24 protein-coding genes, 1 other RNA gene and 1 pseudogene are annotated in these 24,017 nt (G+C 69.0%); 12 read left to right on the top strand and 14 right to left on the bottom strand.

Annotated features, from left to right (window positions below; translation table 11 throughout):
• Positions 1–15: 15 nt before the first annotated feature.
• From rpoH to ACTIEF_RS10620, 3 genes are all read right to left on the bottom strand, one after another.
• A complete protein-coding gene (gene rpoH / locus ACTIEF_RS10610; RefSeq protein ID WP_439472107.1) occupies positions 16–903 on the bottom strand; it encodes an RNA polymerase sigma factor RpoH in 888 nt (295 codons plus the stop codon).
• Positions 904–1,116: 213 nt separating this feature from the next.
• Complete coding sequence (locus tag ACTIEF_RS10615; RefSeq protein WP_439472108.1) at positions 1,117–1,425, bottom strand: GNAT family N-acetyltransferase; 309 nt, start codon at positions 1,423–1,425, stop codon at positions 1,117–1,119.
• 11 nt (positions 1,426–1,436) lie between these two features.
• On the bottom strand, positions 1,437–2,438 hold the full coding sequence (locus ACTIEF_RS10620; protein WP_439472109.1) for an RluA family pseudouridine synthase: 1,002 nt from the start codon (positions 2,436–2,438) through the stop codon (positions 1,437–1,439).
• A gap of 123 nt (positions 2,439–2,561) precedes the next feature.
• Here ACTIEF_RS10620 and ACTIEF_RS10625 point away from each other — a divergent pair, with 123 nt between their 5' ends.
• Positions 2,562–3,200 carry a DUF2799 domain-containing protein gene (locus tag ACTIEF_RS10625; protein WP_439472110.1) on the top strand — a complete coding sequence of 213 codons (639 nt, stop codon included), beginning with the start codon at positions 2,562–2,564 and terminating at the stop codon, positions 3,198–3,200.
• A gap of 2 nt (positions 3,201–3,202) precedes the next feature.
• Here the strand turns inward: ACTIEF_RS10625 and ACTIEF_RS10630 are convergent, their stop codons facing one another.
• The 7 genes from ACTIEF_RS10630 to ACTIEF_RS10660 form a co-directional block, all read right to left on the bottom strand.
• Positions 3,203–3,967, bottom strand: a complete 765-nt coding sequence (locus ACTIEF_RS10630) for a hypothetical protein (RefSeq protein ID WP_439472111.1) — start codon at positions 3,965–3,967, stop codon at positions 3,203–3,205.
• 19 nt (positions 3,968–3,986) lie between these two features.
• Positions 3,987–5,012, bottom strand: coding sequence for a class I fructose-bisphosphate aldolase (locus ACTIEF_RS10635; protein ID WP_439472112.1), 1,026 nt, complete (start codon positions 5,010–5,012; stop codon positions 3,987–3,989).
• Between the two features lie 83 nt (positions 5,013–5,095).
• Positions 5,096–5,872 (bottom strand): crotonase/enoyl-CoA hydratase family protein, encoded by a 777-nt coding sequence (locus ACTIEF_RS10640; RefSeq protein WP_439472113.1) that lies wholly within the window; start codon positions 5,870–5,872, stop codon positions 5,096–5,098.
• 12 nt (positions 5,873–5,884) lie between these two features.
• On the bottom strand, positions 5,885–7,081 hold the full coding sequence (locus tag ACTIEF_RS10645; RefSeq protein WP_439472114.1) for a phosphoglycerate kinase: 1,197 nt from the start codon (positions 7,079–7,081) through the stop codon (positions 5,885–5,887).
• A gap of 174 nt (positions 7,082–7,255) precedes the next feature.
• The gene (gene gap / locus ACTIEF_RS10650; protein ID WP_439472115.1) at positions 7,256–8,263 is read right to left on the bottom strand and encodes a type I glyceraldehyde-3-phosphate dehydrogenase; all 1,008 of its coding nucleotides are present in this window, start codon (positions 8,261–8,263) and stop codon (positions 7,256–7,258) included.
• Positions 8,264–8,381: 118 nt separating this feature from the next.
• Positions 8,382–9,911 (bottom strand): ATP-binding protein, encoded by a 1,530-nt coding sequence (locus ACTIEF_RS10655; RefSeq protein ID WP_439472116.1) that lies wholly within the window; start codon positions 9,909–9,911, stop codon positions 8,382–8,384.
• Positions 9,908–10,624: a response regulator gene (locus ACTIEF_RS10660; protein WP_439472117.1), complete on the bottom strand. Its 717-nt coding sequence runs from the start codon at positions 10,622–10,624 to the stop codon at positions 9,908–9,910. The genes ACTIEF_RS10655 and ACTIEF_RS10660 overlap by 4 nt, the downstream gene beginning before the upstream one ends.
• 130 nt (positions 10,625–10,754) lie before the next feature.
• Here ACTIEF_RS10660 and ACTIEF_RS10665 point away from each other — a divergent pair, with 130 nt between their 5' ends.
• The 3 genes from ACTIEF_RS10665 to ACTIEF_RS10675 are packed head-to-tail and all read left to right on the top strand — an operon-like array spanning position 10,755 to position 14,077.
• Entirely contained in the window at positions 10,755–11,456 is a 702-nt protein-coding gene (locus tag ACTIEF_RS10665) for a hypothetical protein (protein ID WP_439472118.1), read from the top strand.
• Between the two features lie 59 nt (positions 11,457–11,515).
• Positions 11,516–12,820, top strand: coding sequence for a S41 family peptidase (locus ACTIEF_RS10670; RefSeq protein ID WP_439472119.1), 1,305 nt, complete (start codon positions 11,516–11,518; stop codon positions 12,818–12,820).
• A gap of 9 nt (positions 12,821–12,829) precedes the next feature.
• Positions 12,830–14,077, top strand: a complete 1,248-nt coding sequence (locus tag ACTIEF_RS10675; RefSeq protein WP_439472120.1) for a S41 family peptidase — start codon at positions 12,830–12,832, stop codon at positions 14,075–14,077.
• Here ACTIEF_RS10675 and purT read toward each other — a convergent pair.
• Genes purT through tkt form a run of 4 tightly spaced genes read right to left on the bottom strand, consistent with a single transcriptional unit; the run spans position 14,048 to position 18,433 of the window.
• Positions 14,048–15,244 (bottom strand): formate-dependent phosphoribosylglycinamide formyltransferase, encoded by a 1,197-nt coding sequence (gene purT, locus ACTIEF_RS10680; protein ID WP_439472121.1) that lies wholly within the window; start codon positions 15,242–15,244, stop codon positions 14,048–14,050. The genes ACTIEF_RS10675 and purT overlap by 30 nt on opposite strands.
• A gap of 15 nt (positions 15,245–15,259) precedes the next feature.
• Positions 15,260–16,084, bottom strand: coding sequence for an alpha/beta hydrolase (locus tag ACTIEF_RS10685; RefSeq protein WP_439472122.1), 825 nt, complete (start codon positions 16,082–16,084; stop codon positions 15,260–15,262).
• On the bottom strand, positions 16,084–16,479 hold the full coding sequence (locus ACTIEF_RS10690) for a VOC family protein (RefSeq protein WP_439472123.1): 396 nt from the start codon (positions 16,477–16,479) through the stop codon (positions 16,084–16,086). Before ACTIEF_RS10690 ends, ACTIEF_RS10685 begins: the two co-directional genes overlap by 1 nt.
• A gap of 4 nt (positions 16,480–16,483) precedes the next feature.
• On the bottom strand, positions 16,484–18,433 hold the full coding sequence (gene tkt / locus ACTIEF_RS10695; protein ID WP_439472207.1) for a transketolase: 1,950 nt from the start codon (positions 18,431–18,433) through the stop codon (positions 16,484–16,486).
• A gap of 31 nt (positions 18,434–18,464) precedes the next feature.
• Between tkt and ACTIEF_RS10700 the strand changes: the two genes are divergently transcribed.
• The 8 genes and pseudogenes from ACTIEF_RS10700 to ssrS all read left to right on the top strand — a co-directional run bounded on the left by ACTIEF_RS10700 (position 18,465) and on the right by ssrS (position 23,999).
• Positions 18,465–18,833 (top strand): hypothetical protein, encoded by a 369-nt coding sequence (locus ACTIEF_RS10700; protein WP_439472124.1) that lies wholly within the window; start codon positions 18,465–18,467, stop codon positions 18,831–18,833.
• A complete protein-coding gene (locus ACTIEF_RS10705; RefSeq protein WP_439472125.1) occupies positions 18,833–19,144 on the top strand; it encodes a cell division protein ZapA in 312 nt (103 codons plus the stop codon). The genes ACTIEF_RS10700 and ACTIEF_RS10705 overlap by 1 nt, the downstream gene beginning before the upstream one ends.
• Positions 19,145–19,209: 65 nt before the next feature.
• Positions 19,210–19,689, top strand: a complete 480-nt coding sequence (locus ACTIEF_RS10710) for a MarR family winged helix-turn-helix transcriptional regulator (protein WP_439472126.1) — start codon at positions 19,210–19,212, stop codon at positions 19,687–19,689.
• Positions 19,689–21,038, top strand: coding sequence for a S41 family peptidase (locus ACTIEF_RS10715; protein WP_439472127.1), 1,350 nt, complete (start codon positions 19,689–19,691; stop codon positions 21,036–21,038). The genes ACTIEF_RS10710 and ACTIEF_RS10715 overlap by 1 nt, the downstream gene beginning before the upstream one ends.
• 72 nt (positions 21,039–21,110) lie before the next feature.
• Complete coding sequence (locus tag ACTIEF_RS10720) at positions 21,111–21,653, top strand: GbsR/MarR family transcriptional regulator (RefSeq protein ID WP_439472128.1); 543 nt, start codon at positions 21,111–21,113, stop codon at positions 21,651–21,653.
• A 21-nt stretch (positions 21,654–21,674) separates the two neighbouring features.
• Positions 21,675–22,340, top strand: a complete 666-nt coding sequence (locus tag ACTIEF_RS10725) for a DUF4166 domain-containing protein (protein WP_439472129.1) — start codon at positions 21,675–21,677, stop codon at positions 22,338–22,340.
• 520 nt (positions 22,341–22,860) lie between these two features.
• Positions 22,861–23,706, top strand: a pseudogene (locus ACTIEF_RS10730) (TIGR01777 family oxidoreductase); the annotation flags it as partial.
• Positions 23,707–23,836: 130 nt separating this feature from the next.
• Positions 23,837–23,999, top strand: a non-coding RNA gene (ssrS, locus tag ACTIEF_RS10735) — 6S RNA.
• Positions 24,000–24,017 lie beyond the last annotated feature (18 nt).

The following is a 24,017-nucleotide window of genomic DNA, read 5'->3' on the forward strand; positions in this document are numbered from 1 at the left end:
TCTGATTGAGCGTGATCAGGCGTCGACCAGGTTCCGCTCTTCGGCGGCGGCGCGCATGGCCTTCTGCAACTTTTCGAAAGCGCGCACCTCAATCTGGCGCACCCGCTCGCGGCTGACGCCGTACTCGCCGGCCAGTTCTTCCAGCGTCACCGGATCGTCCTTCAGGCGGCGCTCGGTCAGGATGTGCTTCTCGCGATCGGTCAGCTCTTCCATGGCCTCCTGCAGCAGGCTCATGCGGATCGACTTCTCTTCGTCTTCCGCCAACTGGGTCTCTTGCGAGACGGCGGTGTCGTCCGCCAGCCAGTCCTGCCACTCGCTTTCGCCGTCCGCGCGCAGCGGGGCGTTCAGCGAGGCGTCGCCGCCGAGGCGGCGGTTCATGCTGATGACGTCCTCATTGGTCACGCCCAGCTTGGTGGCGATGGCCTCGACGTGTTCCGGGTGCAAGTCGCCTTCCTCGAAGGCCGAGATCTGGCTCTTGGCCTTGCGCAGGTTGAAGAACAGCTTCTTCTGCGCGGCGGTGGTGCCCATCTTCACGAGTGACCAGCTGCGCAGGATGTATTCCTGGATGGACGCGCGGATCCACCACATTGCGTAGGTCGCCAGGCGGAAGCCCTTGTCCGGATCGAATTTCTTGACCGCCTGCATCAGGCCGACGTTGCCCTCGGAGATCACTTCGCCGATCGGCAGGCCGTAGCCGCGATACCCCATGGCGATCTTGGCCACGAGACGAAGGTGCGAGGTCACGAGACGGTGGGCGGCCTCGGGGTCCTGGTGCTCGGTCCAGCGCTTGGCCAGCATGAACTCTTCGTCCTTGGCCAGCATCGGAAACTTGCGGATTTCCGTGAGATAGCGCGACAGCCCCTGTTCGGGCGACATCACCGCGAGCGTAGTATTGGAAGCCATAATCTTTGGTCCCTCCGACCGTATTCCCGAGCGGGTCCAACGGTATCGGCCACCGAATGTGCACCGACGCCTCACCCCTCAACTGGATAGATGGGGACGGGTTTCCGTCTTTGTCAGAGGCGGATTGTCACACGAAAGCGTGACCGTTGCCCGGGCGCCACTACGCCAGTCGAGGGAGCTTATAGCGGATGGTTAGTTTTTAATCAATACCCACTATTGAAGGCCCAGAATCTGGCGGTACGTCGGGTGAACGACGTCGGCGTGTTCCGGGTGCTTCTGGAAATAGCCGGCGAAGAAGGGGCAGACCGGCAGGATCAGCAGGCCCCGCGCCCGCGCGTCCTCGATCACATGCTTGGCCAGACGGCTGGCGATGCCGCGGCCTTCCAGCTTCTCCGGCACCAGGGTCTCGGTGATCATCAGATTGGGCGGCGACAGATTGTAGGTGACCACGGCGATCTCACCGTCGACGGGCAGTTCGTAGCGCTTGGCCTCGGCGTTATCGCGGATCTCGGAATCGAGCACGGGCGGTCCTTTCAGAGGTCTGACAGCAGGGCTTCCAGCGTCTGCATGTCGGGGGGAGGGAGGGTTTCGAAGCGCAGGGCCTCGCCGGTCACCGGATGCACGAAGCCCAGCACGGCGGCGTGCAGCGCCTGGCGGGTCAGGCCGGCTTCGGCGACGGCGGCGCGGACGGCGGCGGCGGGGCTGCCTGAGCCATAGACCGGATCACCGAGGATGGGCGCGCCCTTCGAGGCCAGATGCACCCGGATCTGGTGCGTCCGACCGGTATGCAGGGTGCAGGCGACGCGTCCGGCCAGCGGGGCTCCGCCAGCGCGCGCGGGCTCGCCGAAGGTGCGCTGGACCTCATAGTCGGTAATGGCGTTGCGACCGCCCGACTTCAACACCGCCATCTTCTTCCGGTCCGAGGACGAGCGTCCGATCTGGGTCTCGATCCGGCCCTTCGTCGGGTTCGGCGCACCCCGCGTCAGGGCGATGTAGGTGCGCTCAATGTCGTGGGTGGCGAAAAGGGCCGACAGGCCGGCATGCGCCCGGTCCGACTTGGCCGCGATCATGACGCCGGAGGTGTCCTTGTCCAGCCGGTGGACGATGCCGGGGCGGGCCACGCCGCCGATGCCGGACAGGCTATCGCCGCAATGAGCCAGCAGGGCGTTCACCAGCGTGCCGCTCTCGGTGCCCGGCGCCGGATGGGCGGCCATGCCCGCGGGTTTGTCGATCACGATCAGGTCCGCGTCCTCGTAGAGGACCGTCAGCGGGATCGCCTCGGGCTGGGGCGTCGCAGGCGCCACTGGGGGCAGGGTGACAGTGTAGAGGCCGGGGCGGGCCTTGGACGAACCGCTGCCGATCGCCTCGCCGTCCAGGCTGACGGCGCCCTCGGCCAGCAGGGCCTGCAGCCGGGCGCGCGACAAGGTTGGGAAGGCGTCGGCCAGGGCCTTGTCCAGACGCACCCCGCCGGTCTCGATGCGGGCCTCCAGCACCGTCGTGTCGTCGTCTTCCAGCGATTGTTCGTCGGCCACCATGCGCTCCACCGCCTCACGCGGTCCGGTCCGTCTAGCATGTTCGGCGAGCCCGCCGTCAAACCGGGGCGGTTGGAAAGAGCTTAACCGTAAGTTAGTCTCGTCCCATCTTCGGCGGAGGATTCAATGCGCACCGCTCTGTTCTGTATCGGTCTGATCGCCGCCAGCACCCTGCTGGGCAGCTGCGCGACCATGAGCGAGGAAGAGTGCCTGGCCGGCGACTGGGGCGGTCGCGGGTTCGCGGACGGCGCTGCGGGCTACGCCCAGAGCCGTCTCGGCGAACATGCTGAGGCCTGCGCCAAGCACGGCATAACCCCGGACGATTCCACCTATCGCGCGGGCTGGGCCCAGGGCGTGCTGCGCTACTGCACCCTTCCGAACGGCTTCATTCAGGGCCGCGAGGGCTCGGCCTACAACGGCGTCTGCCCCGCCGACCTCGAAGCGGACTTCCTGCCTGCCTATCGCGACGGCCAACTGGTCCATGCAGCCGAAGAGGCGGTCTCCAGCGCGCGCAGCAGCGTCGACAGCCTGCGCCACCGGCTCGGGGAACTGGACGACAAGATCGAGGCCAAGCAGGGCGAATTGCGCGCTCAGGGACTGACCGACGAACAGCGCGACCAGATCCGCGGACGCATCCAGGAAATCCGCCGCGAGCGCGAGGATACCCAGCGCAACTGGCGGCGGGCGCAGGACGAGCTCGACGACGCCGAGAGCAACAGCCGGGACGTGCGCTACCGCTTCGAGCGTCGCTACGGCGCCTGGTAGGCCTATCGGACCGAGGCGTCGATCGTCAGGACGGCCCTTTCACTGTTGAAGCGGCCGTCCGGCGTGGTCGGCGGGATCAGGACGACGGCGCTCAGCAGGACCGGTCCCGTCGTATCGGCGGGCAGCAGAACCCGGCCGTGACGGTCGGTCGTCAGGCGGCGACGGCCTTGCGCCGCCGTGGTGACGAAGACCGCATGGGCGATGCGCGGCTGGCCATCCTCCAGCAATCGCCAGGCCTCGTCCGAGGCCACGAACTCCAGCCTTGAGCTGGACGGTCGCTCGGGCGCCAACCCGTCGCAGGCGGCGACGCAACTCATCAGCTTGAGATGTCGGGTCTCGGTCACGCTTAGCCGCCCCTCGCGGGCGACAACGGCCCGGACCGTGGCGGCGACATCCGGAGCCGCGCCGATCTCGTTCAGCCAGGCGTCGATCTGGTTGGCCTCGATCTCGATCAGCGCCGGCCCGAGATCGACGGCGGCGACCACCCCGTTCTGATGCGGGCGAATGGTCTCTGGCCATTCCAGCGTCACCGTCGGCGAGGCGGGGTTCGCCGGAAGCGTTGCGGCCAGCCGCGTCCCGGCGGCGCGAGCCCGGACCTGCGCCACCTGTCCCGGACGGACGCCGTGATCCTGCGTCGGAAAGTCCCCGGAGCCGATCCGCAGCAAAACGGGCGCCCCGTGTGTCAGGGCGCCCGTCGGAGCAATGAAGATCTCAGGCGTGGCGGCCGCGGCTGCGGCGGGGGCGGCGGCGAGGATCAACACCGCCACGCCCGCCCGCCACATCGGATCAGGCCGCCTTCTTTTCCAGCTTGGCGTCCCACTGGCCCAGCGAGGCGAGGCCGTTCATGCGGGCGCGGTGATGGAAGGCCGCCTGGGCCTTGGCCACGTTCTCGGCCTTGCCGGACCAGGCGCGCTGCGGCGCGGCCTGCAGGGCGCGGCCGTACGAGAAGGTCATCTTCCACGGGAAGCCGCCGATGCGGTTCATGGCGTCGAGGTGGGCGGTGGCCTGCTCGTCCGTCTGGCCGCCCGACAGATAGGCGATGCCCGGCACGGCCGACGGCACGGTGGCCTTCAGGGCGGCGATGGTGCGCTCGGCGACTTCATCGACCGTCGCCTGACGGACGCTGCCCTTGCCCGAGATGACCATGTTCGGCTTCAGGATGATGCCTTCCAGCGCCACGCGCTGTTCCGACAGTTCGTTGAACACGGCCTGCAGGACCTGACGGGTGACCTCGTCGCAGCGGGCGATGTCGTGCGAGCCGTCCATCAGCACTTCCGGCTCGACGATCGGCACGATCTGCTCCTGCTGGCAGATGCGGGCGTAACGGGCCAGGGCGTGGGCGTTGGTCTTGATCGCGCCCCAGCTCGGGATGCCGTCGGCGATGTCGATGACGCCGCGCCACTTGGCGAAGCGGGCGCCGCGCTCGTAGTGGGCGCGCAGGCGCTTGGACAGGCCGTCCAGACCCTTGGTCGCGGTCTCGCCGGGGAAGCCGGCCATCTTCGAGGCGCCCTTGTCCACCTTGATGCCCGGGATCGAACCGGCGGCCGAGATCAGCTCGACCAGCGGGGTGCCGTCCTTGGCGTCCTGGTACAGGGTTTCCTCGAACAGGATCACGCCCGAGATGTGCTCGCGCATCGTCTGCTCGGCGCGGAACATCAGCTCGCGATAGTCGCGGCGGTTCTCTTCGGTGTTCTCGACACCGATCGCGTCGAAGCGCTTCTTGATCGTGCCGGTGGATTCGTCAGCCGCCAGAATGCCCTTGCCGGGCGCGACCATGGCTTCGGCCACCTGATTCAGAGCCGCCAGATCCATCGCATTTCCCCTGAGTTGGTAAGTTGCGTGCGGCATAGCGCCGAACGCGGACGAAGTCATCACGTCTTGTTACAGTGAAGGCTTCAGCGGCCGGTGAAGACCGGCGTCTGGCGGTTCACGAAGGCCACCACGGCGGCCTTGGCGTCCTCGCTGCCCATCAGGGCGCGGACGTCATCGTAGATCGGGGCGGCGGCGGCCTCCGGGTCCTGCTGGGCGAGGCGGGCGGATTTCAGCGTCGCCGCGACGCCGAGCGGGGCCTGCGCCGCGATCCGTTGGGCGATCTCCACCGCCCGCTCCAGCGCCAGACCCGGCGCGACGATCTCCTGCACCAGACCCAGCCGGCGGGCCTGCTCGGCGTTGAACTCGTCGCCCGTCAGCAGCCAGCGCATGGCGTTCTGATAGCCACCGGCCTGCGCCATGCGAATGGTCGCCCCGCCGAAGGGGAAGATGCCGCGCGCGACCTCGATCTGGGCGAAGGTCGCGGTCCCGTCGGCCACCACGATCTCGGACGCCAGCGCCAGTTCGATGCCCAGCGTCAGGCATTTTCCGTGGACGGCGACCACCATCGGCTTGGGACAACGCTCGGCGTACAGGCCCCACGGGTCGATCCGGGCGCCGGCGGTGATGCTGTCGCCCGCGGCGATGCGCGGCGCGACGTCGGCCAGATCCAGCCCGGCGGTGAACATCGAGCCGTGGGCGTGCAGGACGCCGCACCGGATGTCCGGCGCATCGGCCAGATCGGTGTAGGCCCGCGCCAGCTCGGCCAGCATGTCGAAGGTGAAGGCGTTGCGCTTCTCGGGCCGGTTCAGCCCGATCAGGCGAACATGGCCGCGATCCTCGATGGTGATGGTCCCGGCCATGGCGCTCGCTCCTTACTTGACCTGCAATGCCTCGACGCCGGGCAGGGGCTTGCCCTCCATCCATTCCAGGAAGGCGCCGCCCGCCGTGGAGACGAAGGTCATGTCGTCGGCCACCTTGGCGTGGTGCAGGGCCGCGACGGTGTCGCCGCCGCCGGCCACGGCAACCAGCGTCCCGGCCTTGGCCAGCTCCGCCGCGTGCTTCGCCGCCGCCACGGTGGCGCGGTCGAACGGCGGCACCTCGAACACGCCCAGCGGCCCGTTCCAGATCAGGGTCTTCGACGCGTCCATCGCCGCGATCAGGCGGGCGACGGTTTCCGGACCGGCGTCCAGAATGCGGTCATCTGCCTGAATGGCGTCGAGCCCGCGCACGTCCGGCTCGACGCCCGGCGTCAGGCCCTTGGCCGTCACTACATCGACCGGCAGCAGCAGTTCGCAGCCCTTGGCCTGGGCCTCCGCCATGATCTCGCGCGCGGTGTCGGCCAGGTCCTTCTCGCACAGCGAAGCGCCGACATCGTGTCCTTCGGCGAACAGGAAGGTGTTGGCCATGCCGCCGCCGATGGCGAGGCGATCCAGCTTGCCGACGAGGTTCTTCAGCAGGTCCAGCTTGGTCGAGACCTTCGAGCCGCCGACGATGCCGATGACGGGCTTCTGCGGATTGCCCAGCGCGGCGTTCAGCGCGTCCAGCTCGCGGCGCATCGACTCGCCCGCATAGGCGGGCAGCAGGCGGGCCAAGCCCTCGGTGGAGGCGTGGGCGCGGTGCGCCGCCGAGAAGGCGTCGTTGACGTAGACGTCGCCCAGTTCCGCCAACTGCGCGGCGAAGGCCGGGTCATTGTTCTCCTCACCCGCGTGGAAGCGGACGTTCTCCAGCAGGATCACGCCGCCGGCGTCCAAGTCCTCCAGCGCGGCCTTGGCCACATCGCCCACGCAGTCATCGGCGAACCGCACCGGCGCGCCCAGCAGGGCTTCCAGCGGCTCCACCACCGGCTTCAGGCTCATGGTCGAGACCCGCTGACCCTTGGGGCGGTCGAAGTGGGCCAGCAGCGCCACCTTGGCGCCCGCGTCCCGCAACTTGTTGATCGTCGGCAGGGCGACCCGCAGGCGGGTGTCCTCGGTGACCTTTCCGGCCTCCATCGGCACATTGAAGTCCACGCGAACCAGCGCGGTTTTCCCGGCGAGATCGGTGGCGTCGTCGAGGGTGCGGAAGGTCATGGTCGTTTCCCTGTCTCCTCCCTGTCGCGCAGCGATGGGGAGGTGGCGCGACGCGACTTTGCGTCGTGACGGAGGGGCCTTGAGCCCCAGGTATTCAGTACGGCGGAAAGAGCCCCTCCACCGCTTCGCGGTCCCCCTCCCCATCGCGCCGCGACGGGGAGGAGAAGCGGGGTCTTAGAGGAACTTCGCCATCTGCAGGGCGGTGTCGCTCATGCGGGTCGCGAAGCCCCACTCGTTGTCGTACCAGCTCAGCACGCGGGCCAGCTTGCCGTCGACAACTTGCGTCTGCGGCAGGGCGGCGGTCGAGGAGGCCGCGATGTGGTTCATGTCGTGCGAGACCACCGGATCATTGGTGGTGAACAGCACGCCCTTCATCGGGCCGTCAGCGGCGGCCTGAAGGGCGGCGTTGATCTCGTCCACGGTCACGTCGCGACCGGCCACGACCTTCAGGTCGACGACCGAGACGTTCGGAGTCGGGACGCGGATCGAGGAGCCGTCCAGCTTGCCCTTCAGTTCCGGCAGGACCAGGCCCAGGGCCTTGGCGGCGCCGGTCGAGGTCGGGATCATCGACAGGCCGGCGGCGCGGGCGCGGTACAGGTCCTTGTGCATCGTATCCAGCGTCGGCTGGTCGCCCGTGTAGGCGTGGATGGTGGTCATGTAGCCGCGCTCGATGCCGAACAGGTCGTTCAGCACCTTGGCCACCGGGGCCAGGGCGTTGGTGGTGCACGAACCGTTCGAGACGATGATGTCGTCGGCGGTCAGGGTCTCGTGGTTGACCTTGTAGACGATGGTCTTGTCGGCGTTCTCACCGGGAGCCGAGATCAGCACGCGCTTGGCGCCGGCCTTCAGGTGGGCCTCGGCCTTGTCACGGGCGGTGAAGATGCCGGTGCACTCGAACGCGATGTCGACGTTCAGTTCCTTGTGCGGCAGGTTCGCGGGATCGCGTTCGGCGGTCACCTTGATCTTGCCGAGGCCGACGTCGATCCAGTCATCGCCGTGCTCGACCGTGCCGGGGAAACGGCCGTGGACCGAGTCGTACTTCAGCAGGTGGGCGTTGGTGGCCACCGGGCCCAGATCGTTGATCGCCACGACCTCGATGTCACGACGACCGTGCTCGACGATCGAACGCAGGACGAGGCGGCCGATGCGGCCGAAACCGTTGATGGCGACGCGGATGGTCATGGGCGGGGCTCCCTTGGGCTGATGCCGGAATATAGGTCGGCGCTTCAATGAGACCCAGAGCGCGGCGATACAACCCCGCAGCTGTAACAAGACGTGATGAACTGTAACGCCGGGACGGTCAGCCCGCTCGAAGCGGCACGTGCAGACGCGCCATCAGTCCGCCGTCGGGCCGGTTCGACAGGGTGACATCCCCGCCGGATCCCCGCGCCGCCTGCCGGGCGACGGTCAGGCCCAGCCCGGCGCCGCCGGTCTCGCGGTTGCGGGACCGCTCGCCGCGATGGAAGGGCTCGAACACCGCCTCCAGTTCGTCGTCGGGCAGGCCGGGGCCGTCGTCCTCGACCGTGACCACCGCCACACCGTCGGCGATGAAGGCCTTCACCCGCGCGCCGCCGCCGTACTTCACCGCATTGCCGATCAGATTATCCAGGGCCCGGCGCAAGGCCGCCGGATCGGACAGGACGGGCAGGGCGGGACCGCCCTCGAAAGCGACGGACGCACCGGTTTCGGTGAACCCGTCCGCGCAGTCGGCGGCCAGGGCGTTCAGGTCCAGCGCCTCGCGCCGCTCCGGCGTGGTCTCCCCGCGCACGAAGGCCATCGCCTGGGCGATCAGGGCGTCCATCTCCTCGATGTCGGCGGCCATCCGGTCACGCACCGCCGCCGGCGCCTGTTCGGCCCGAAAGCGCAGCCGGGTCAGGGGGGTGCGCAGGTCATGGGCGATGGCCGCGACCGTCTGGGTGCGCTGGCGCATATGGTTGCGCAGCGACGCCTGCATGTCGTTGAAGGCGTGAATGGCGGTTCGGACCTCGCTGGGGCCAGACGGCGTCAGCGGCTCGGCGTCGGGGTTGGCGCCCAGCCGCTCGGCGGCGTCGGCGAACACCCGGATCGGCCGCGTCAGCCGCCGCGCCATCCACCAGACCAACGGCGCCAGCAGCAGCATGGAGATCAGCAGGCCCAGCAGCACCCGCTGCTGCCACGGCGACAGCAGACCATGCGGCGGCTCCACCGTCGCCCACCGCCCGTCATCCAACTGCAGCGAGGCGGTGAAGGGCGCGAAGGTCAGCCGGTCGGCGCGGATGGTAAAGGGCTGCGCGGACGAGCTCACGATCACCCGTCCCCCGGCCTGCCCCCGCATGGTGAAGCGGGTGACGGTCTCGGTGGTGGAGGTCGTTCCGCCGGTCACCTCCGTCGGGACGGAGGATGGGGCGGCGCCGCCCTCGGGCCGGACGAAGACGAAGTTCGCGTCGCCCCGGACCCGGACGGTGTTGTCCCTGTCGCTCCGGGGCGGACGGTCGGGGCGTGGTCCTCCACGTCGGGGGGGGCGGTCCACCGACACCCGCACCTTGTTCGGTTCGACCTCCAGCCGCTGGGCCAGCGCCCCGGCGATGACCATGGCGATCGGGTCGTGGGTGTCGCGGTCGCTGCGCCGGACCGGCTCATCGGTGATGCGACGCCGCAGGGGCCGTCCGTCCGAGGTCTCGGCGGCTTCCCCTTTCAGCGCTCGGCTTGCGGAGTCGATGCTGAAGCCCACCGGCTTGGGCTCGGGCGTCAGCACGACCAGGGCGAAGGTCACGGCTTGCGACAGCACCAGCGCCGCCGCGGCCAGCGCGGCGACCTGAACGAAAACCGGAAAGGACGAGGGACGCTTCAATTCGCGGCCCGCTGCCGTTCGACCTTCACGTCGAACATATAGCCTTCGCCACGCAGGGTCTGGATCATCTCCAACCCGGAGCCGTCATCCAGCTTCTTCCTCAGGCGGCTGATCTGCACGTCCATGGCCCGGTCGAAGACGTCGGCGTCGGCGCCGCGCGCGCGTTCCAGCAACTGGTCGCGGGTCATCACCCGGCCCGGCCTCTCGGCGAAGGCGCGCAGCAGGGCGAACTCCCCGGCGGACAGCCCGACCTGCTCTCCATCCGGTCGCGTCAGTTCCCGGCGCAGCAGGTCCAGTCGCCATCCGGCGAAGCTCAGCGCTGGTCCGGTCGCGCCCGGCTCCTCGCGCGGGCGGCGCAGCACTGCCCGCACCCGCGCCAGCAGCTCGCGCGGATTGCACGGCTTGGCCAGATAATCGTCGGCGCCCAGCTCCAGCCCGATGATCCGATCTGTGTCCTCGCCCATGGCGCTCAGCATCACGATGGGCGTGCCCTTGCCCGACAGGCGACGGCAGACGGACAGGCCGTCCTCGCCCGGCATCATCAGGTCCAGCACGATCAGGTCCGGCGCGCGACCGGCGATGGCCCGGTCCATCTCGGTCGCCGAGCCGGCGCCCACGGCGTCATAGCCGTGCTGGATCAGGTAGTCGCACAGCACCTCGCGGATGCCGGGGTCGTCGTCGACGACGAGAATGCGGGACGTCTCGGTTTGCATGGTCCTCATTCTGCCCGGCCTTCAAGGCGGCGTCATTTCAGCGCTGAAACATTGTCCGCGAACGCGGAAATATGGGTGCAAGGCCAGCGTGATCCAAACGGGTATCGCAACTCCGGAAGGGTCTTCCTCCATGCTGTCCCTCATCGCCTTCTCAACCGTCCTGATGCAGGACCCGTCGGCCCCGACGCCGCCCCCGCCGGTCGAGGTGCGCAGCCACCTCGTTTTCACGGGCGCCGGCCCCGGGCGTCTGGACGCCGATGGCGACGGCCAGATCACCCGCGAGGAGTTCGCCGCTCCCCTGAACGACGCCTTCGCCAAGCTCGACAAGGACGGCGACGGCCGCCTGTCGGCCGAGGAACTGCCCTCCGGTCGCGAGGACGCCGACGTGAACGTCACCGTGCGTCGTCGCGGCGGCGGCGATGTCGAGCGCCTTGAACTGCGTCGCCCCGGCCCCGGCGGGGCACGCTTCGAGCGCGACGGCGAGCGCACCATGGTCTTCGTCGGCCCCGAAGGCCGTGACGAGGACTCGCGCGTCATCGTCCGCACTCTGCCGCGCGGCGGCCCCGCCGTCGTCCACTTCCGTCGCGGCCCGGCCGGCGACGGCCTCGGCCACGTGGTGGTTCGCGCCTCCGATATCTCTGGCGAGGGATCCGACGGTCTGGACAAGGACGGCGACGGAAAGATCAGCGAGGCCGAATTCCTCGCCCCGCTGCGCGAGGCCTTCGCCCGCATGGACGCCGACCGCTCGGGCTTCATCGAGGACGGCGAACACGGCGGCGGCAATCAGGTGCACGTCTTCACCCGCCGCCTCGAGACCCGGGACGAGGAGTGATCCGCACCCGGCGATTTCGTGATTTGTCGGTCACGGGAACGGCGCCCTAACGTAAGGTGATGTCTTTCCGTCGTCTGGTGTCACGACTGACCGTGTCAGCCGCGATGGGCCTTGTGCTCGTCGCTGCTCCGTCGTTTGCGGCCACGCCCGCCGCGGAAGACGCCGCGGCGGTCACCACGCCGCCCGTGGCGCTGTCGCCCGCGCGTCCTTCGCGCGACCGGGCGCGTATGAACCAGCGAGTGTTCGATCAGGTCTGGAGCGAGGTCCGGACCCAGTACTACGACCCGCGCCTGCACGGCGTGGACTGGAACGCCGCCCGCCGCACCTATCGTCCGCAGGCGATCGCCGCCGCGGATGACCGCGCCCTCTATCTGGTGCTCGACAAGATGCTGGGTCTGCTGGACGACGACCATGCGGGCGCCGCGCCACCCGCCGTCGCCCGCCGTCAGGATCGCCTGCGCGAGCGGCGCGCCGCCATCGGCGTCACCTTGCGTCCCGATCCGGATCAGCCGGGCGATTATACCATCGAGAGCGTGCGTCGCGGTTCCCCCGCCGAGGCCGCGGGCGTGCTCGAGGGCTGGCGCCTGCATACCGGTGAAGGCTTGTGGAGCCCGGACCAGGAAGTCGTCGCGGACCGCACCATCACGGTCAACTTCATCGATGAAGAGGGACGTCCGCGCCCCCTGGACCTGACGCCCGTCGTCATGGAGCCCCAGCCGGCCTTCGTCGCCGACCGCTCGCGCCCCGGCGTAGTGGTCCTGCGCGTCGACGGCTTCGAGGCCGGGCTCGGTCGCTGGATGGGGCAGGAGCTGGCGGATCTGACGCCTGACACCGACGTCATCGTCGATTTGCGTGGCAATCCCGGCGGACGCTTGCTGGAAGCCGACGCCGTGCTCAGCTGTTTCCTGCCCCGCGATCAGGTCTGGGCCACCCGGACGCCCCGGTCGGGCCGCGAGATCGTCATGCGGACCGGCGGCGGGTGCGGCGCGCTGGAGGGACCGGTGGCCAATCCGGTCGCTGTTCTGGTCGACAGCAACAGCCGCAGCGCCGCGGAACTGACCCCCGCCGCCCTGCAGGAGGCCGGTCGCGCCGTCGTGGTCGGCGAACGCACCGCCGGGGCCGTCCTGATCTCGCAGGAGACTCGCCTGCCTGACGGCGGTCGCCTGATCCTCAGCCGGGCGGACTTCATCACCTCGGGCGGCGTCCGGCTGGAGAAGCGCGGCGTGACCCCCGACCGCGAGGCGGCGGTCAGCCGCGAGGACCGTCGCGCCGGGCGCGATCCGGCCCTGCAGGCGGCGATTTCGGCCCTCGCCGACGAACAGCATGGCGAAACGGCCTTGGCCGAGCCCGTTCCGGCCCTCTAGCTTGGGCGTATGATCCGCACCGGCCTTCGCGCGCTTGTCGCCGCCCTCGCCCTGTCCCTGGCGGCCTGCGCCTCTATTCCGTACGCCAAGCAGGACGAACTGCCGCCGCCCGTCAGGGTGGCCGACGGTTCTCCCGAGCGCGCCGCCCTGAACGCCCGCGTCTATGACGCCGCCGTCGGCTATGCGGAGCGGCTGTTCTACAAGCCCGACTTCGGCGGCGTGGCCTTCCCGGAAGCCGCCGCCTCGCGTCGCGCCGACGCCGTGGCCCAGTCGGACGAGGACGGCTTCTACGCCCATCTGACGGAACTGCTCGAACTGCTCGACGACGACCACACCCACACCCTGAGCCCGGTCGAGCGCGAGATGGTCCGCGCCCGCGAGCAGGGCGAGGCGCGGGCGGGCTTCGGCATCGTCGTCACCCCGCGCGGCGATGATCGCTATGTGGCTCTGGTGCGTCCGGGCACGCCCGCGGCGGAGGCCGGGGTGCTGCCGGGCTGGAAGATCGAGACCATCGGCGGGCGCTCGGCCCTGCTGGCCGCGCCGCCCGTGGTCGGCCGCACCGACCGCGTGGTCTTCCTCGACGAAGAGGGCGTCCAGCACGCCATGGACCTGACCGCTGTCCTGACCCCGCCCATCCCGCGCTTCGAGACCCGGACGCTGGAGGACGGCGTCGCCTACATCCGCTTCGATGACTTCGATCGCGCCCGCTACGACGACTTCAAAAGCGAGATGGAGCGACTGGCTGAAAACCCGCCGCCCGGACTGATCCTGGACCTGCGCACCAACGGCGGTGGATTGCTGAATATCGAGGGGGCGATGACGTCCTGGTTCTTCGAAAACCCGCAGGACTATGTCGTGCTCAAGGGGCGGTTCATCGATCGCCGCCTGCGCGTGACCGCCTCTGAAGGCGCCTATACGGGGCCGCTCGTCATCCTGACGGGGCCGGGCTCGGCGAGCGCGGCCGAATTGCTGGCCGGCGTGCTTCAGGAGAAGGGCAGGGCAACCATCGTCGGCGGAACCACGCGGGGCGCCGTCACCGGCACTCGGGCGATCAACCTGCCGGACGGCGGCCTGCTGCGGGTCGGCATGCTGGTCATGACCACGCCAGGCGGTCGCAACCTGGAGAAGGTCGGGGTCACGCCCGACATCGTCGTGGCCGACGACTGGCGCGCCGTGCGCGAGGGCCGCGATCCCGCGTTGGATGCGGCCCTGCTCGCCGTGCGGGCCTCAGCCGGCGACCGGCCGGACCTTCCCTGACGCCTCGCGAGCGCGTTCACGGGCCTGATCGGTGTCCGCGCCTCGCGCCAGAGCCACGCCCATGCGGCGCCGCTCAAAGCTCTCGGGTTTACCGAACAGGCGCAGATCGGCGGCCGGCACCGACAGGGCCTCGGCCACGCCCTCGAAGGCGATGCCGACGGCGTCCATGCCGCCGTAGATGACCGCGCTGGCGCCCGGCTCGCGCTGGCTGACGTCGACCGGCAGGCCCAGGATGGCGCGGGCGTGCAGGGCGAACTCGCTCATCGTCTGGGTCGCCAGCGTCACCAGTCCGGTGTCATGCGGACGCGGGCTGACTTCCGAGAACCAGACCTGATCGCCCTTCACGAACAGCTCGACCCCGAACACACCCAGACCGCCCAGCGCATCGGTGACCTTGCGGCCGATGTCCTGCGCAGAGGCCAGGGCGGCGGCGGTCATCGCCTGCGGCTGCCAGCTCTCGACATAGTCGCCCTTCACCTGCCGGTGGCCGATGGGGGCGCAGAAGTCGGTGCGGATCGATCCGTCCACCGCCTTCGACCGCACCGTCAGCAGGGTGATCTCGAAATCGAAGTCGATCCGGCCCTCGACGATCACCGTCGCCGTCTCGACCCGTCCGCCCGATTGGGCATAGGCCCAGGCGTTGGCCGCATCCTCGATGGCCTCGATCATCGACTGGCCCTTGCCCGAGGACGACATCACCGGTTTCACGAACACCGGAAGGCCAATCTGATTTGCGGCGGCGGCCAGCTCTTCGGCCGAGGTGGCGAAGGCGTAGGGGCTGGTCGGCAGGCCCAGCTCTTCCGCCGCTAGACGGCGGATGCCCTCGCGGTTCATGGTCAGCTGGGTCGCGCGGGCGGTCGGGATCACCGTCGCCATCCCGGCTTCCTCGATCCGCGCCAGCACGTCGGTGGCGATGGCCTCGATCTCCGGCACGATGATGTGTGGGGCCTCGGCCATGATCACGCCGTTCAGCACCTGCGGATCCGTCATCGGGATGACGTGGCTGCGGTGCGCCACCTGCATCGCCGGGGCGTTGGGATAGCGGTCGATCGCGATCACCTCGGCGCCCAGCCGCTGCAGCTCGATGGCCACCTCCTTGCCCAGTTCGCCCGAGCCCAGAAGCATCACGCGAATGGCGGAGTCGGAAAGCGGGGTGCCGATACGCATGGGGTCAGTCTCCGGTCAGTTGGCGGGCGGCAGGGCGTACAGCCGCCGGAAGGCGTCCAGCGCCGCGCCGTGATAAATGGTGGCGTGGCTCTCGGTCGGACGCGGCTCATAGGTCCAGGTCACGCCCGGCATGGCAAAGTCGCGCAGATTGCCGACCAGCACGTCCATCGCGGACTGCATCGCTCCGCCCTCGTCGCCGATGGTCAGGATCAGGGTGCGCGGATCATTGGAGTGGTCGCGCAGATGCGCGCCCGCCTGCCGCGCCAGCTGCCCGCCGTCCCACCACAGGCTGGGGCTGACGGCGACATAGGCGTCGAACATCTGCGGTTCCTTGAGGAAGGTCTCCACCACGAACAGGCCCGCCAGCGACTCGCCCATCAGCGCCGTCTCGCCATTGGTGCGGTAGCGGGCTTCGACGAACGGCAGCACCTCGTCGTTCAGGAACTGGCGGAAGCGCAGCGAATGCCCCTGCGTCGGGTACTCTGCGATAAGGTTCGGATCCTCGGTCGGCAGGGCCAGTTCATTGCGGCGATCCACCGAGGCGACGCCGACCACGATCACATCGCGGGTCGTGCCGACGATGGTCCCCAGTTGGGCGATGCCCGAGATGTGGTGGAAGTCCTGCGCCTGTCCGCCGTCCAGCAGATACAGCACCGGATAGGTCTGGTCCGACTCCGCATAGCCGGGCGGCAGCCAGACATTGATCTCCCGCGCGACGCCATAGGTCTGCGAGGGCAGGGCATAGGATTGGCCGATCACGATGGGCGTGGGTTCGACTGTCTGCGCTACCGCCGGACCAGCGAACGCCAGGACGGCCACGGCGGCGACGACACGGAACATCAGGCGGCTTCTCCGACGGGCTGGATCAGATCACAGGCGTTGCCATACAGATCCTCGAACACCGCGACCACGCCATAGGGCTCATGCCGCGGCGCCTCGCGGAAGGTCACGCCCGCCGCTGTCCACGCCGCATGATCCCGCGCGAAGTCGTCCGTCTCAAGGAACAGCCAGACCCGCCCCCCCGCCTGATCGCCGACACGCGCGACCTGCTCCGGCGTCGTCGCCTTGGCCAGCAGCAGGGCGGTGTCCCCGCCCTTCGGCGTTACGGTCACCCACCGTTTTCCGCCGCCCATATCGGTGTTGGTGTTCAGGCCGAAACCCAGCGTGCCGACATAGAAGGCGATGGCCTCGTCATAGTCGCGAACCAGAAGGCTGACGGCGCCAAGGCGGCTCATGCGATCAGAGCCGCGCCTTGACCGCCGCGACGACCGCCTCGGTGGTGATGCCGAACTTCTCGTACAGCACTTCCGCCGGGGCCGAGGCGCCGAAGCCGGTCATGCCGACGAAGCCGCCGTCCTCGCCGATGAACCGCTCCCAGCCCTGCTGCAGCGCGGCCTCGACGGCGACACGCACGGTGCCGCGACCGAGGACGCTGTCCTGATAGGCCTTGGGCTGCTGGAAGAAGAGCTCGAAGCAGGGGACCGAGACCACGCGGGTCGGGATGTTGTTGGCCTCCAGACGGTCGGCCGCTTCCAGCGCCAGCGGAACTTCGGTGCCGGTGGCGAACAGGGTGGCCCTGGCCTCACCCTTGGCGGCGCGCAGTTCGTAAGCGCCCTTGGCCGTCAGGTTCTCCGACGACGCGGTGACGCGCACGGCGGCGGTCTTCTGGCGCGACAGGCACAGGGCCGACGGGGCGGTCTTGGTCTGCAGCGCGACCTTCCAGGCTTCCATTGCCTCGACAGTGTCGGCCGGGCGGAAGACCAGCAGGTTCGGAATAGCGCGCAGGGCGGCCAGATGCTCGACCGGCTGGTGGGTCGGGCCGTCTTCGCCCAGACCGATCGAGTCGTGGGTCAGCACATGCACCGCGCGCACGCCCATCAGGGCGCCGAGGCGGATCGCCGGGCGGCTGTAGTCCGAGAAGACCATGAAGGTGCCGCCGTACGGGATCACCCCGCCGTGCAGCGCCAGACCGTTCATCGCTGCGGCCATGCCGAACTCGCGGATGCCGTAGTTGATGTAGCGGCCTTCATAGGTCGGGGCGTCGAGGATCGGGGTGTTCTTGACGAAGGTGTTGTTCGAGCCGGTCAGGTCGGCCGAGCCGCCAACCAGTTCCGGGATGGCGGCGAACAGTTCGTCCAGCGCCGCGCCCGACGACTGGCGCGTGGCCTGCGCCGGCCTAGTCTCGACCAGTTCGGCGATCTTGGCGTCCAGCTTGGCGAAGGCGGCTTCCGGCAGGTCGCCCTTCATCGCGCGGGTGAAGTCGGCGGCCTGCGCCGAGTCCTTCAGACGGGCTTCCCACGCCTTGCGGTCCTTGGCGCCCTTGCGGCCGACCTTGCGCCAGGCCGACAGCACGTTCTCCGGCATCTCGAACGGATCGTGATCCCAGGCCAGACCCAGACGGGTCGCCGCGATCTCGGCCGCGCCCAGCGCCGCGCCGTGGGTCTTGTGGCTGCCTTCCATGGTGGCGGCGCCCTTGCCGATCTTGGTCTTGCAGGCGATCAGCGTCGGCTTGTCCTGCTTGGTCGCCCATTGCAGGGCCGACTTCACCGCCTTCATGTCGTGGCCGTCGACGGCCTTCACGGCCCAGCCCGCGGCCTTGAAGCGCGCCTTCTGGTCGGTGACGTCCGAGAGTGAGACCTTGCCGTCGATGGTGATGTCGTTGTCGTCCCACAGGACGTGCAGCTTGTTCAGCTTCAGGCGGCCCGCCAACGCGATGGCCTCCTGCGACACGCCTTCCATCAGGCAGCCGTCGCCCGCGACGACCCAGGTGCGGTGGTCAACCAGATCGGCGCCGTATTTGGCGGCCAGGTGACGCTCAGCGAGGGCGAAGCCGACCGAGGTGGCCAGACCCTGACCCAGCGGACCGGTGGTCACTTCAACACCCGGCATGTGGCCGTACTCGGGGTGACCCGCCGTCTTCGAACCCCACTGACGGAAGTTCGACAGCTCTTCCTTGGTCGCGGCCTTGTAGCCGGTCAGGTGCAGCAGGGCGTAGATCAGCATCGAGCCGTGGCCGGCCGACAGGATGAAGCGGTCGCGGTCGGCCCAGTCGGGGCGGCTCGCGTCGAACTTCAGAAACTTGGAGAACAGGACCGTGGCGACGTCCGCCATGCCCATCGGCATGCCCGGGTGGCCGCTCTTCGCCTTTTCTACGCCATCCATGGCCAGTACGCGGATCGCGTCCGCCATCTGCTTCGGGGTGGCTTTCGCGGATACGGCTTTGGCGTCGGTCACTGTGGAGACCTTTCGTCGGGAGGCGGAAAAAGGGAGGCGGGCCGCTTTACCCCGGCGCGCGCGCGGGTTCTATACGGATTCTGGAGGTTACGACCGGATGGATGCTGCATCGGCCGCAAAGGATCGCGTTGATCGGGCTCTCGCCCTGCTCGAACGCCGCCTGCTCGACCTGAAAAGCCGCGCTGCGGGCTCTAGCCGCGTGCCTGAGGACGATTTGTTCGCGCCCCAGCCGTCGAGCGAGACGGATCGCGCGCGGATTCACGAGCTCGAGGCCGCCGGTCGCGACGCCGCCGAGGCCCTCGCGCGGGCCGCCGATGCGATTCGCGAGACCCTGTCCGAACAGGAGGGGCGCTGATGGCCACCGTCACGGTTGAGATCAACGGCCGTCCCTATGCCGTCGGTTGCGCCGACGGCCAGGAGGACCGCGTTCGCGCCCTCGCCGGTCAGTTCGACGGCCACGTCCGTCAGGTGGCGGGAGAGGTCGGCCATGTCGGCGACCTGCGCCTGTTCCTGATGGCCGGGCTGCTGCTCGCCGACGAACTGCACGAGGCGCGGACCAACGGCGGGGCCGCGCCCGTCGAGCCCGCGGCTCCGACCACCGACGGCGTCGCCGAGGCGCTGAACGCCGTCGCCGCCCGCCTCGAAAAGATCGCCCAAGGTCTCTGAAGGTCCGGAATATCTGTCCCATTTGTCATTTGCTGAGATGTAACAGCGCTTGTACATCGTCACGCATGGCCTACTCGCAGCGCACCCACGGCGTTCTCCTCCGCCGCCTGATCGATCACCTCGATGGGGCTGTCGAGCAGTCCTATGCGGATGCTGGCCTCGACTATCGACCCCGCTTTACTCCCATCCTGCGGGCGCTTCTGAACGACGGTCCCGCCAGCATCCGCACCCTGTCAGGGCGGACGGGCGTCACCCATTCCGCCGTCAGCCAGACGGTCAGCCAGATGGCGGCGCGGGACTGGGTCTCGCTGGAGCCGGGGAAGGACGCTCGCGAGCGCATCGTCGCCCTGACGCCCTTCGCCCTCGAGCAACTTCCCCGGCTGGAGGCCTGCTGGGCCGCCACCGCCGCGGCCTCCGCCGAGCTGGAAGCTGATATCGGCCAGCCCCTGGCCGAGGTCCTGGCTCGCGCCCTCGACGTTCTCGCCCAACGCCCTTTCCGGGACCGCCTCGCGGCGTTGTCCGCCAACGCCAAGGAAAGCCACTGATGACCCGCCTCTGCTTGACCCTTTCCGTCTGCGCCCTGGCCTTCGGGGCCGCTACGCCCGTGATGGCCCAGCGCGCCGAGGCCGTCGCCGTGGCCCGGACCGCCGTTGCGCCCCTCACCGCCGCCCAGCGCGCCGGGGCGGTGGCCGCCATCATCGCCGCGGTCGAGACCCGCTACGTCTTCCCCGAGCGGGTGGCCGTCATCCGCGACCGCCTGAATGAGGGTCTGTCGTCTGGTCGCTACGACACGCCCGACCGGGGCGTCTTCTCCGAGCGGCTGACCAACGACCTGCGTGAGGCCAGCGAAGACCGGCACATGTATCTGAACAATGATCCGGCCCAGTACGCGGCGGCGATCACCACCCAGGGCGACGTGTTCGACAATCCCGAGTTTCAGGCCATCTGGGCCGCCGCCGCGCGCCGCAGCAACAACGGCCTGACCGACATGCGCATCCTGCCGGGCAATGTCCGCTATCTGCGCATCAGCCAGTTCCACTGGGTTCAGGACCGCACGGGCCAGGCCTATGACGACGCCATGCGCTTCCTGCGCGACGGGGACGCGGTGATCATCGACCTGCGGGGCAACGGCGGCGGTGATCACGCGGCCGTCCGCTACCTGCTCAGCCACTTCATGAAGCCGGACCAGTTGGACATCACCTTCCTTGAGGCGGGGGAGGAGCCGGTCCAGTCCCGCACCCTCGACCACCTCCCGGCGGGCCGTCTGGTCGGCAAGCCGCTCTATGTCCTGACCAGCCGTCAGGTCGGCTCCGCCGCCGAGGCCTTCGCCTATGACGTCCAACAGTTCCGGCTGGGCAAGCTGGTCGGCGGCGTCACGGGCGGGGCGGCCAACAACAACACCTTCGTCCCCATCGCGCCCGGCTTCATGCTCAGCGTCTCCTATGGCCGCCCCGTTCACCCCGTCTCCGGGACCAACTGGGAAGGTGTCGGAGTCAGCCCCGATGTCGCGATCGATCCCACAACCGCTCTGGAAGCCGCGACCGCCCTGGCCCTGACCGGCCTGCTGGAGCGGGCTGATGCAGACCCTGTGGATCGCGCCGGATGGGAGTGGGCCCTTGTCAACGCCGAGGCGCGGCTGCACCCCGTCACCCTCGCGCCCGAAAGCCTCGAACGCCTGACCGGCAACTATGGCGGGCGGATCATCGAACTGGAGAACGGCGTCCTGTTCTGGCGTCGCAGCACCGGCGACCGCTACCGCCTGACGCCCCTGAACACCGACAATCTGTTCACGGTCGAGGGGACCGACGATCGGCTCCGCACCCGCCTGACCGGTGAGGTGATGGAGGTCTATCGCGTCGAGGAACCAGCCCCGCAGACCATCCCCCGCAGCTGATCCGGACGGAGCTGGCACCGGTCCATCGGGCAGGCGCTTGACTCTCGATCTGTTGTGTCTGATATTTCTGTCATGACAGAAATAGAGAAAATTCCGGCGCCCATCGAACGCTTCGTCCTGCACTGGGGCGAGATGGGCGGCTTCTGGGGCGTGAACCGTTCTGTCGCCCAGATCCATGCCTTCCTGATGACGGCCGAAAAGCCGACGACCGCCGAGGACATCGCCGTGTCCCTGGAGATGGCCCGGTCGAACGTCTCCAACTCGCTGAAGGAGCTTCTGGCCTGGAACCTGATCCGTCGGGTGCCAGTGCGGGGCGACCGTCGCGATCATTTCGAGGCCGAGGTCGATGTCTGGGAGGTCGCCAGCCGCATAGCCGCCGGGCGCAAGGCCAAGGAGATCGACCCGGCGCTGGAGACCCTGCGCGCCTGCGTCGCCGAGGCGGAGAATGACCCCACGGTCCATCCGGTCGCGCTGAAGCGGCTGAAGGAGATGCTGGAGTTCACCGACACCATCGACCGCTGGTACGGCCAGATCACCACCGTGGCCCGCCCCAAGCTGATGGCGCTGCTGAAACTGGGCGCCCGCATCGCGGCGCTCATTCCCGGCGGCAAGTAAGAAGAGAGAGGAGAGGGGACGATGGGGGCCGTCGCTGCAGTCAGGATCGAGGATCGGCTTGGAGACGCCGAACTGGCCGACCTCCGCTTCCGCGCCCTCCTGACCGCCGACGACTGGGCGGCCCTCCCGCTCGCCGTGCGCCATCGCTTCAGCAAGCGGATGAGGCCCGGCGCCACCATCGTCTATCGCGGCGAGGTCGAGAGCGTGCACGCCAACCTCATGGGCCGCCTTCTGGCCCAGGCCTGCCGTCTGATCGGCGCGCCCCTGCCTCTGGTCTTCAATCCTGGCGTCAGCGTCGTCACCGTCACCGAGGACGCGGTCGGTCAGGGGCAGGTGTGGAGCCGGATGTACGTCCGCGCCGACGGCTTCCCGCAGGTGATCCACAGCGCCAAGCGCTTCGCCGGCCCGACCGGTCTGGAGGAGCATATCGGCGGCGGCGTCGGCATGGCTCTGAAGGTGACGGCGGAGGAGGGCGCGCTGGTTTTCCGTAGCGCCTTCTACTTCGCCACCCTGCTGGGCCTCCGCGTGCGCTTCCCGCGCTGGGCCGAGCCCGGCGCCCTGACCATCACCCACCGCGATCTGGGGCAGGGCCGCTTCGCCTTCACTCTCGCGCTGGACCATCCGTGGTTTGGCCGTCTCCTGGGCCAGCACGCGATCTTCCGGGATCCCCCGGCTGACGAGGCCTGAAATGACCGACCTGCTCTGGACCCTCGTGGCGCTCCAGATCGCCATGGGCGCCTTCGACACCCTGTTCCATCACGAACTGACCGAGCGACTGGCATGGAAGCCGTCGCAGAAGTCCGAGCTTCGGCTGCACGGCGTCCGCAACCTGATCTACGCCGCCCTCTTCCTGCTGATCGGCTGGGCCGAGCCGAAGGGCGCGCTCGCCGTCGCCATCCTGATCCTGCTGGCGGTTGAGGTCGTCATCACCCTGACCGACTTCGTGGAAGAGGATCGGACCCGCCGCCTTCCCGCCTCCGAGCGCGTCACTCACACCCTGCTGGCGCTGAACTATGGGGCGATCCTGACCCTTCTGGTTCCGCTGCTGCTGCGCTGGACGGCGGAGCCCGCCCGGCTGGTCGTTGTCTCCCATGGTCTGTGGAGCCTGATGATGAGCGCCGCCGCCCTGGGCGTTTTCGTCTTCGGCCTGCGCGATCTGGCCGCGAGCGCGCGTTCTGATCGCCTCATCCAGCCAGACCCTGCGATCATGGGAGGTGAGTTACCCGGCCGCCGTCGGGTCTTGGTCACCGGCGCGACCGGCTTTATCGGCCGTCGTCTGATCGCGGCCCTGACCGGCGCGGGCCATGGGGTCATCGCCCTTGTCCGCGATCCGAAGACCGCCGACCTGCCCGCGCCCATCACCATCGTCACCGACCTGACCCAGATCGCCGACGATGCCCGCATCGACGCCGTCATCAATCTGGCGGGCGAGCCGATCAGCGACAGCCCGTGGACCCTCGCCAAACGCCGTCGCATCCTGCGGTCGCGGCTCAGGGTCACCCAGGACGTTCGCCGCCTGACCGCCCGTCTGAAGGTCCGGCCCGAGGTGTTGGTCAGCGGCTCCGCCATCGGCTGGTACGGTCTCCACGGAGACAAATCGCTGGACGAGACCGGTCCGGCCAACCCCTGCTTCAGCCATCGTCTGTGCCATGCCTGGGAGCAGGCGGCCCTGCGCACCGAAACGCTCGGCGTCCGGGTGGTCACGCTCCGCATCGGACTGGTTCTCGGCGCCGACGGCGGCATGCTGTCCAAGCTGCTGACCCCGTTCGAGTTCGGCGTCGGCGGGCCGATGGGTTGTGGCCGCCAGTGGATGTCGTGGATCACCCTGGACGACTGCGTGCGGATGATCCTGCACGCCGTCGCCGAGCCGCGCGTGGTCGGCCCGATGAACGCCGTGGCGCCCAATCCCGTCACCAATCGCGATCTCAGCCGCGCCCTTGGGCGCGTCCTGAACCGTCCGGCCCTGTTGGCCGCGCCGGCGGCTCCCCTGCGTCTGGTGTTCGGCGACTTCGCCGAGGAACTGCTTCTGGGCGGTCAGCGCATCCTGCCCGGTCAGGCCCTCGCCACCGGCTTCCGTTTCCGCCATCCGGAGATCGAGGGCGCCCTCCGCGCCGTCGTCGGCGCCCGCGCGCGTCCGGCCACTGGCGTGAAGAGGGGCAAACGACTATCTTGTCAGGCGGCGGGTCATGCTGTGGCTCACGTCGAAGGCAACATATCCTCGCGGCCTTAATTCACTCGAAGGGATCTGCCCCTGTCCGACCTCGTGGGGTTGGGCACGCGGAGCCCACCTGGCTACCCAGGCTCGAGAGGATTCAAACCGTCCTTCACGGCTCTTACGGCGCCGCCACCCTCTTCCCCCTGCAG

This window comes from Brevundimonas sp. (genome assembly GCF_051858995.1).
Classification (GTDB): Bacteria; Pseudomonadota; Alphaproteobacteria; order Caulobacterales; family Caulobacteraceae; genus Brevundimonas.

Excerpts from the sequence above, each read along its gene's own strand:
- rpoH (WP_439472107.1), bottom strand. The coding sequence starts at position 903 with ATGGCTTCCAATACTACGCTCGCGGTGATGTCGCCCGAACAGGGGCTG.
- ACTIEF_RS10620 (WP_439472109.1), bottom strand. The coding sequence starts at position 2,438 with ATGGTGGCCGACGAACAATCGCTGGAAGACGACGACACGACGGTGCTG.
- ACTIEF_RS10625 (WP_439472110.1), top strand. The coding sequence starts at position 2,562 with ATGCGCACCGCTCTGTTCTGTATCGGTCTGATCGCCGCCAGCACCCTG.
- ACTIEF_RS10635 (WP_439472112.1), bottom strand. The coding sequence starts at position 5,012 with ATGGATCTGGCGGCTCTGAATCAGGTGGCCGAAGCCATGGTCGCGCCC.
- ACTIEF_RS10640 (WP_439472113.1), bottom strand. The coding sequence starts at position 5,872 with ATGGCCGGGACCATCACCATCGAGGATCGCGGCCATGTTCGCCTGATC.
- ACTIEF_RS10645 (WP_439472114.1), bottom strand. The coding sequence starts at position 7,081 with ATGACCTTCCGCACCCTCGACGACGCCACCGATCTCGCCGGGAAAACC.
- gap (WP_439472115.1), bottom strand. The coding sequence starts at position 8,263 with ATGACCATCCGCGTCGCCATCAACGGTTTCGGCCGCATCGGCCGCCTC.
- ACTIEF_RS10660 (WP_439472117.1), bottom strand. The coding sequence starts at position 10,624 with ATGCAAACCGAGACGTCCCGCATTCTCGTCGTCGACGACGACCCCGGC.
- ACTIEF_RS10665 (WP_439472118.1), top strand. The coding sequence starts at position 10,755 with ATGCTGTCCCTCATCGCCTTCTCAACCGTCCTGATGCAGGACCCGTCG.
- ACTIEF_RS10670 (WP_439472119.1), top strand. The coding sequence starts at position 11,516 with ATGTCTTTCCGTCGTCTGGTGTCACGACTGACCGTGTCAGCCGCGATG.
- ACTIEF_RS10675 (WP_439472120.1), top strand. The coding sequence starts at position 12,830 with ATGATCCGCACCGGCCTTCGCGCGCTTGTCGCCGCCCTCGCCCTGTCC.
- purT (WP_439472121.1), bottom strand. The coding sequence starts at position 15,244 with ATGCGTATCGGCACCCCGCTTTCCGACTCCGCCATTCGCGTGATGCTT.
- ACTIEF_RS10685 (WP_439472122.1), bottom strand. The coding sequence starts at position 16,084 with ATGTTCCGTGTCGTCGCCGCCGTGGCCGTCCTGGCGTTCGCTGGTCCG.
- ACTIEF_RS10690 (WP_439472123.1), bottom strand. The coding sequence starts at position 16,479 with ATGAGCCGCCTTGGCGCCGTCAGCCTTCTGGTTCGCGACTATGACGAG.
- tkt (WP_439472207.1), bottom strand. The coding sequence starts at position 18,433 with ATGGCGGACGCGATCCGCGTACTGGCCATGGATGGCGTAGAAAAGGCG.
- ACTIEF_RS10705 (WP_439472125.1), top strand. The coding sequence starts at position 18,833 with ATGGCCACCGTCACGGTTGAGATCAACGGCCGTCCCTATGCCGTCGGT.
- ACTIEF_RS10710 (WP_439472126.1), top strand. The coding sequence starts at position 19,210 with ATGGCCTACTCGCAGCGCACCCACGGCGTTCTCCTCCGCCGCCTGATC.
- ACTIEF_RS10715 (WP_439472127.1), top strand. The coding sequence starts at position 19,689 with ATGACCCGCCTCTGCTTGACCCTTTCCGTCTGCGCCCTGGCCTTCGGG.
- ACTIEF_RS10720 (WP_439472128.1), top strand. The coding sequence starts at position 21,111 with ATGACAGAAATAGAGAAAATTCCGGCGCCCATCGAACGCTTCGTCCTG.
- ACTIEF_RS10725 (WP_439472129.1), top strand. The coding sequence starts at position 21,675 with ATGGGGGCCGTCGCTGCAGTCAGGATCGAGGATCGGCTTGGAGACGCC.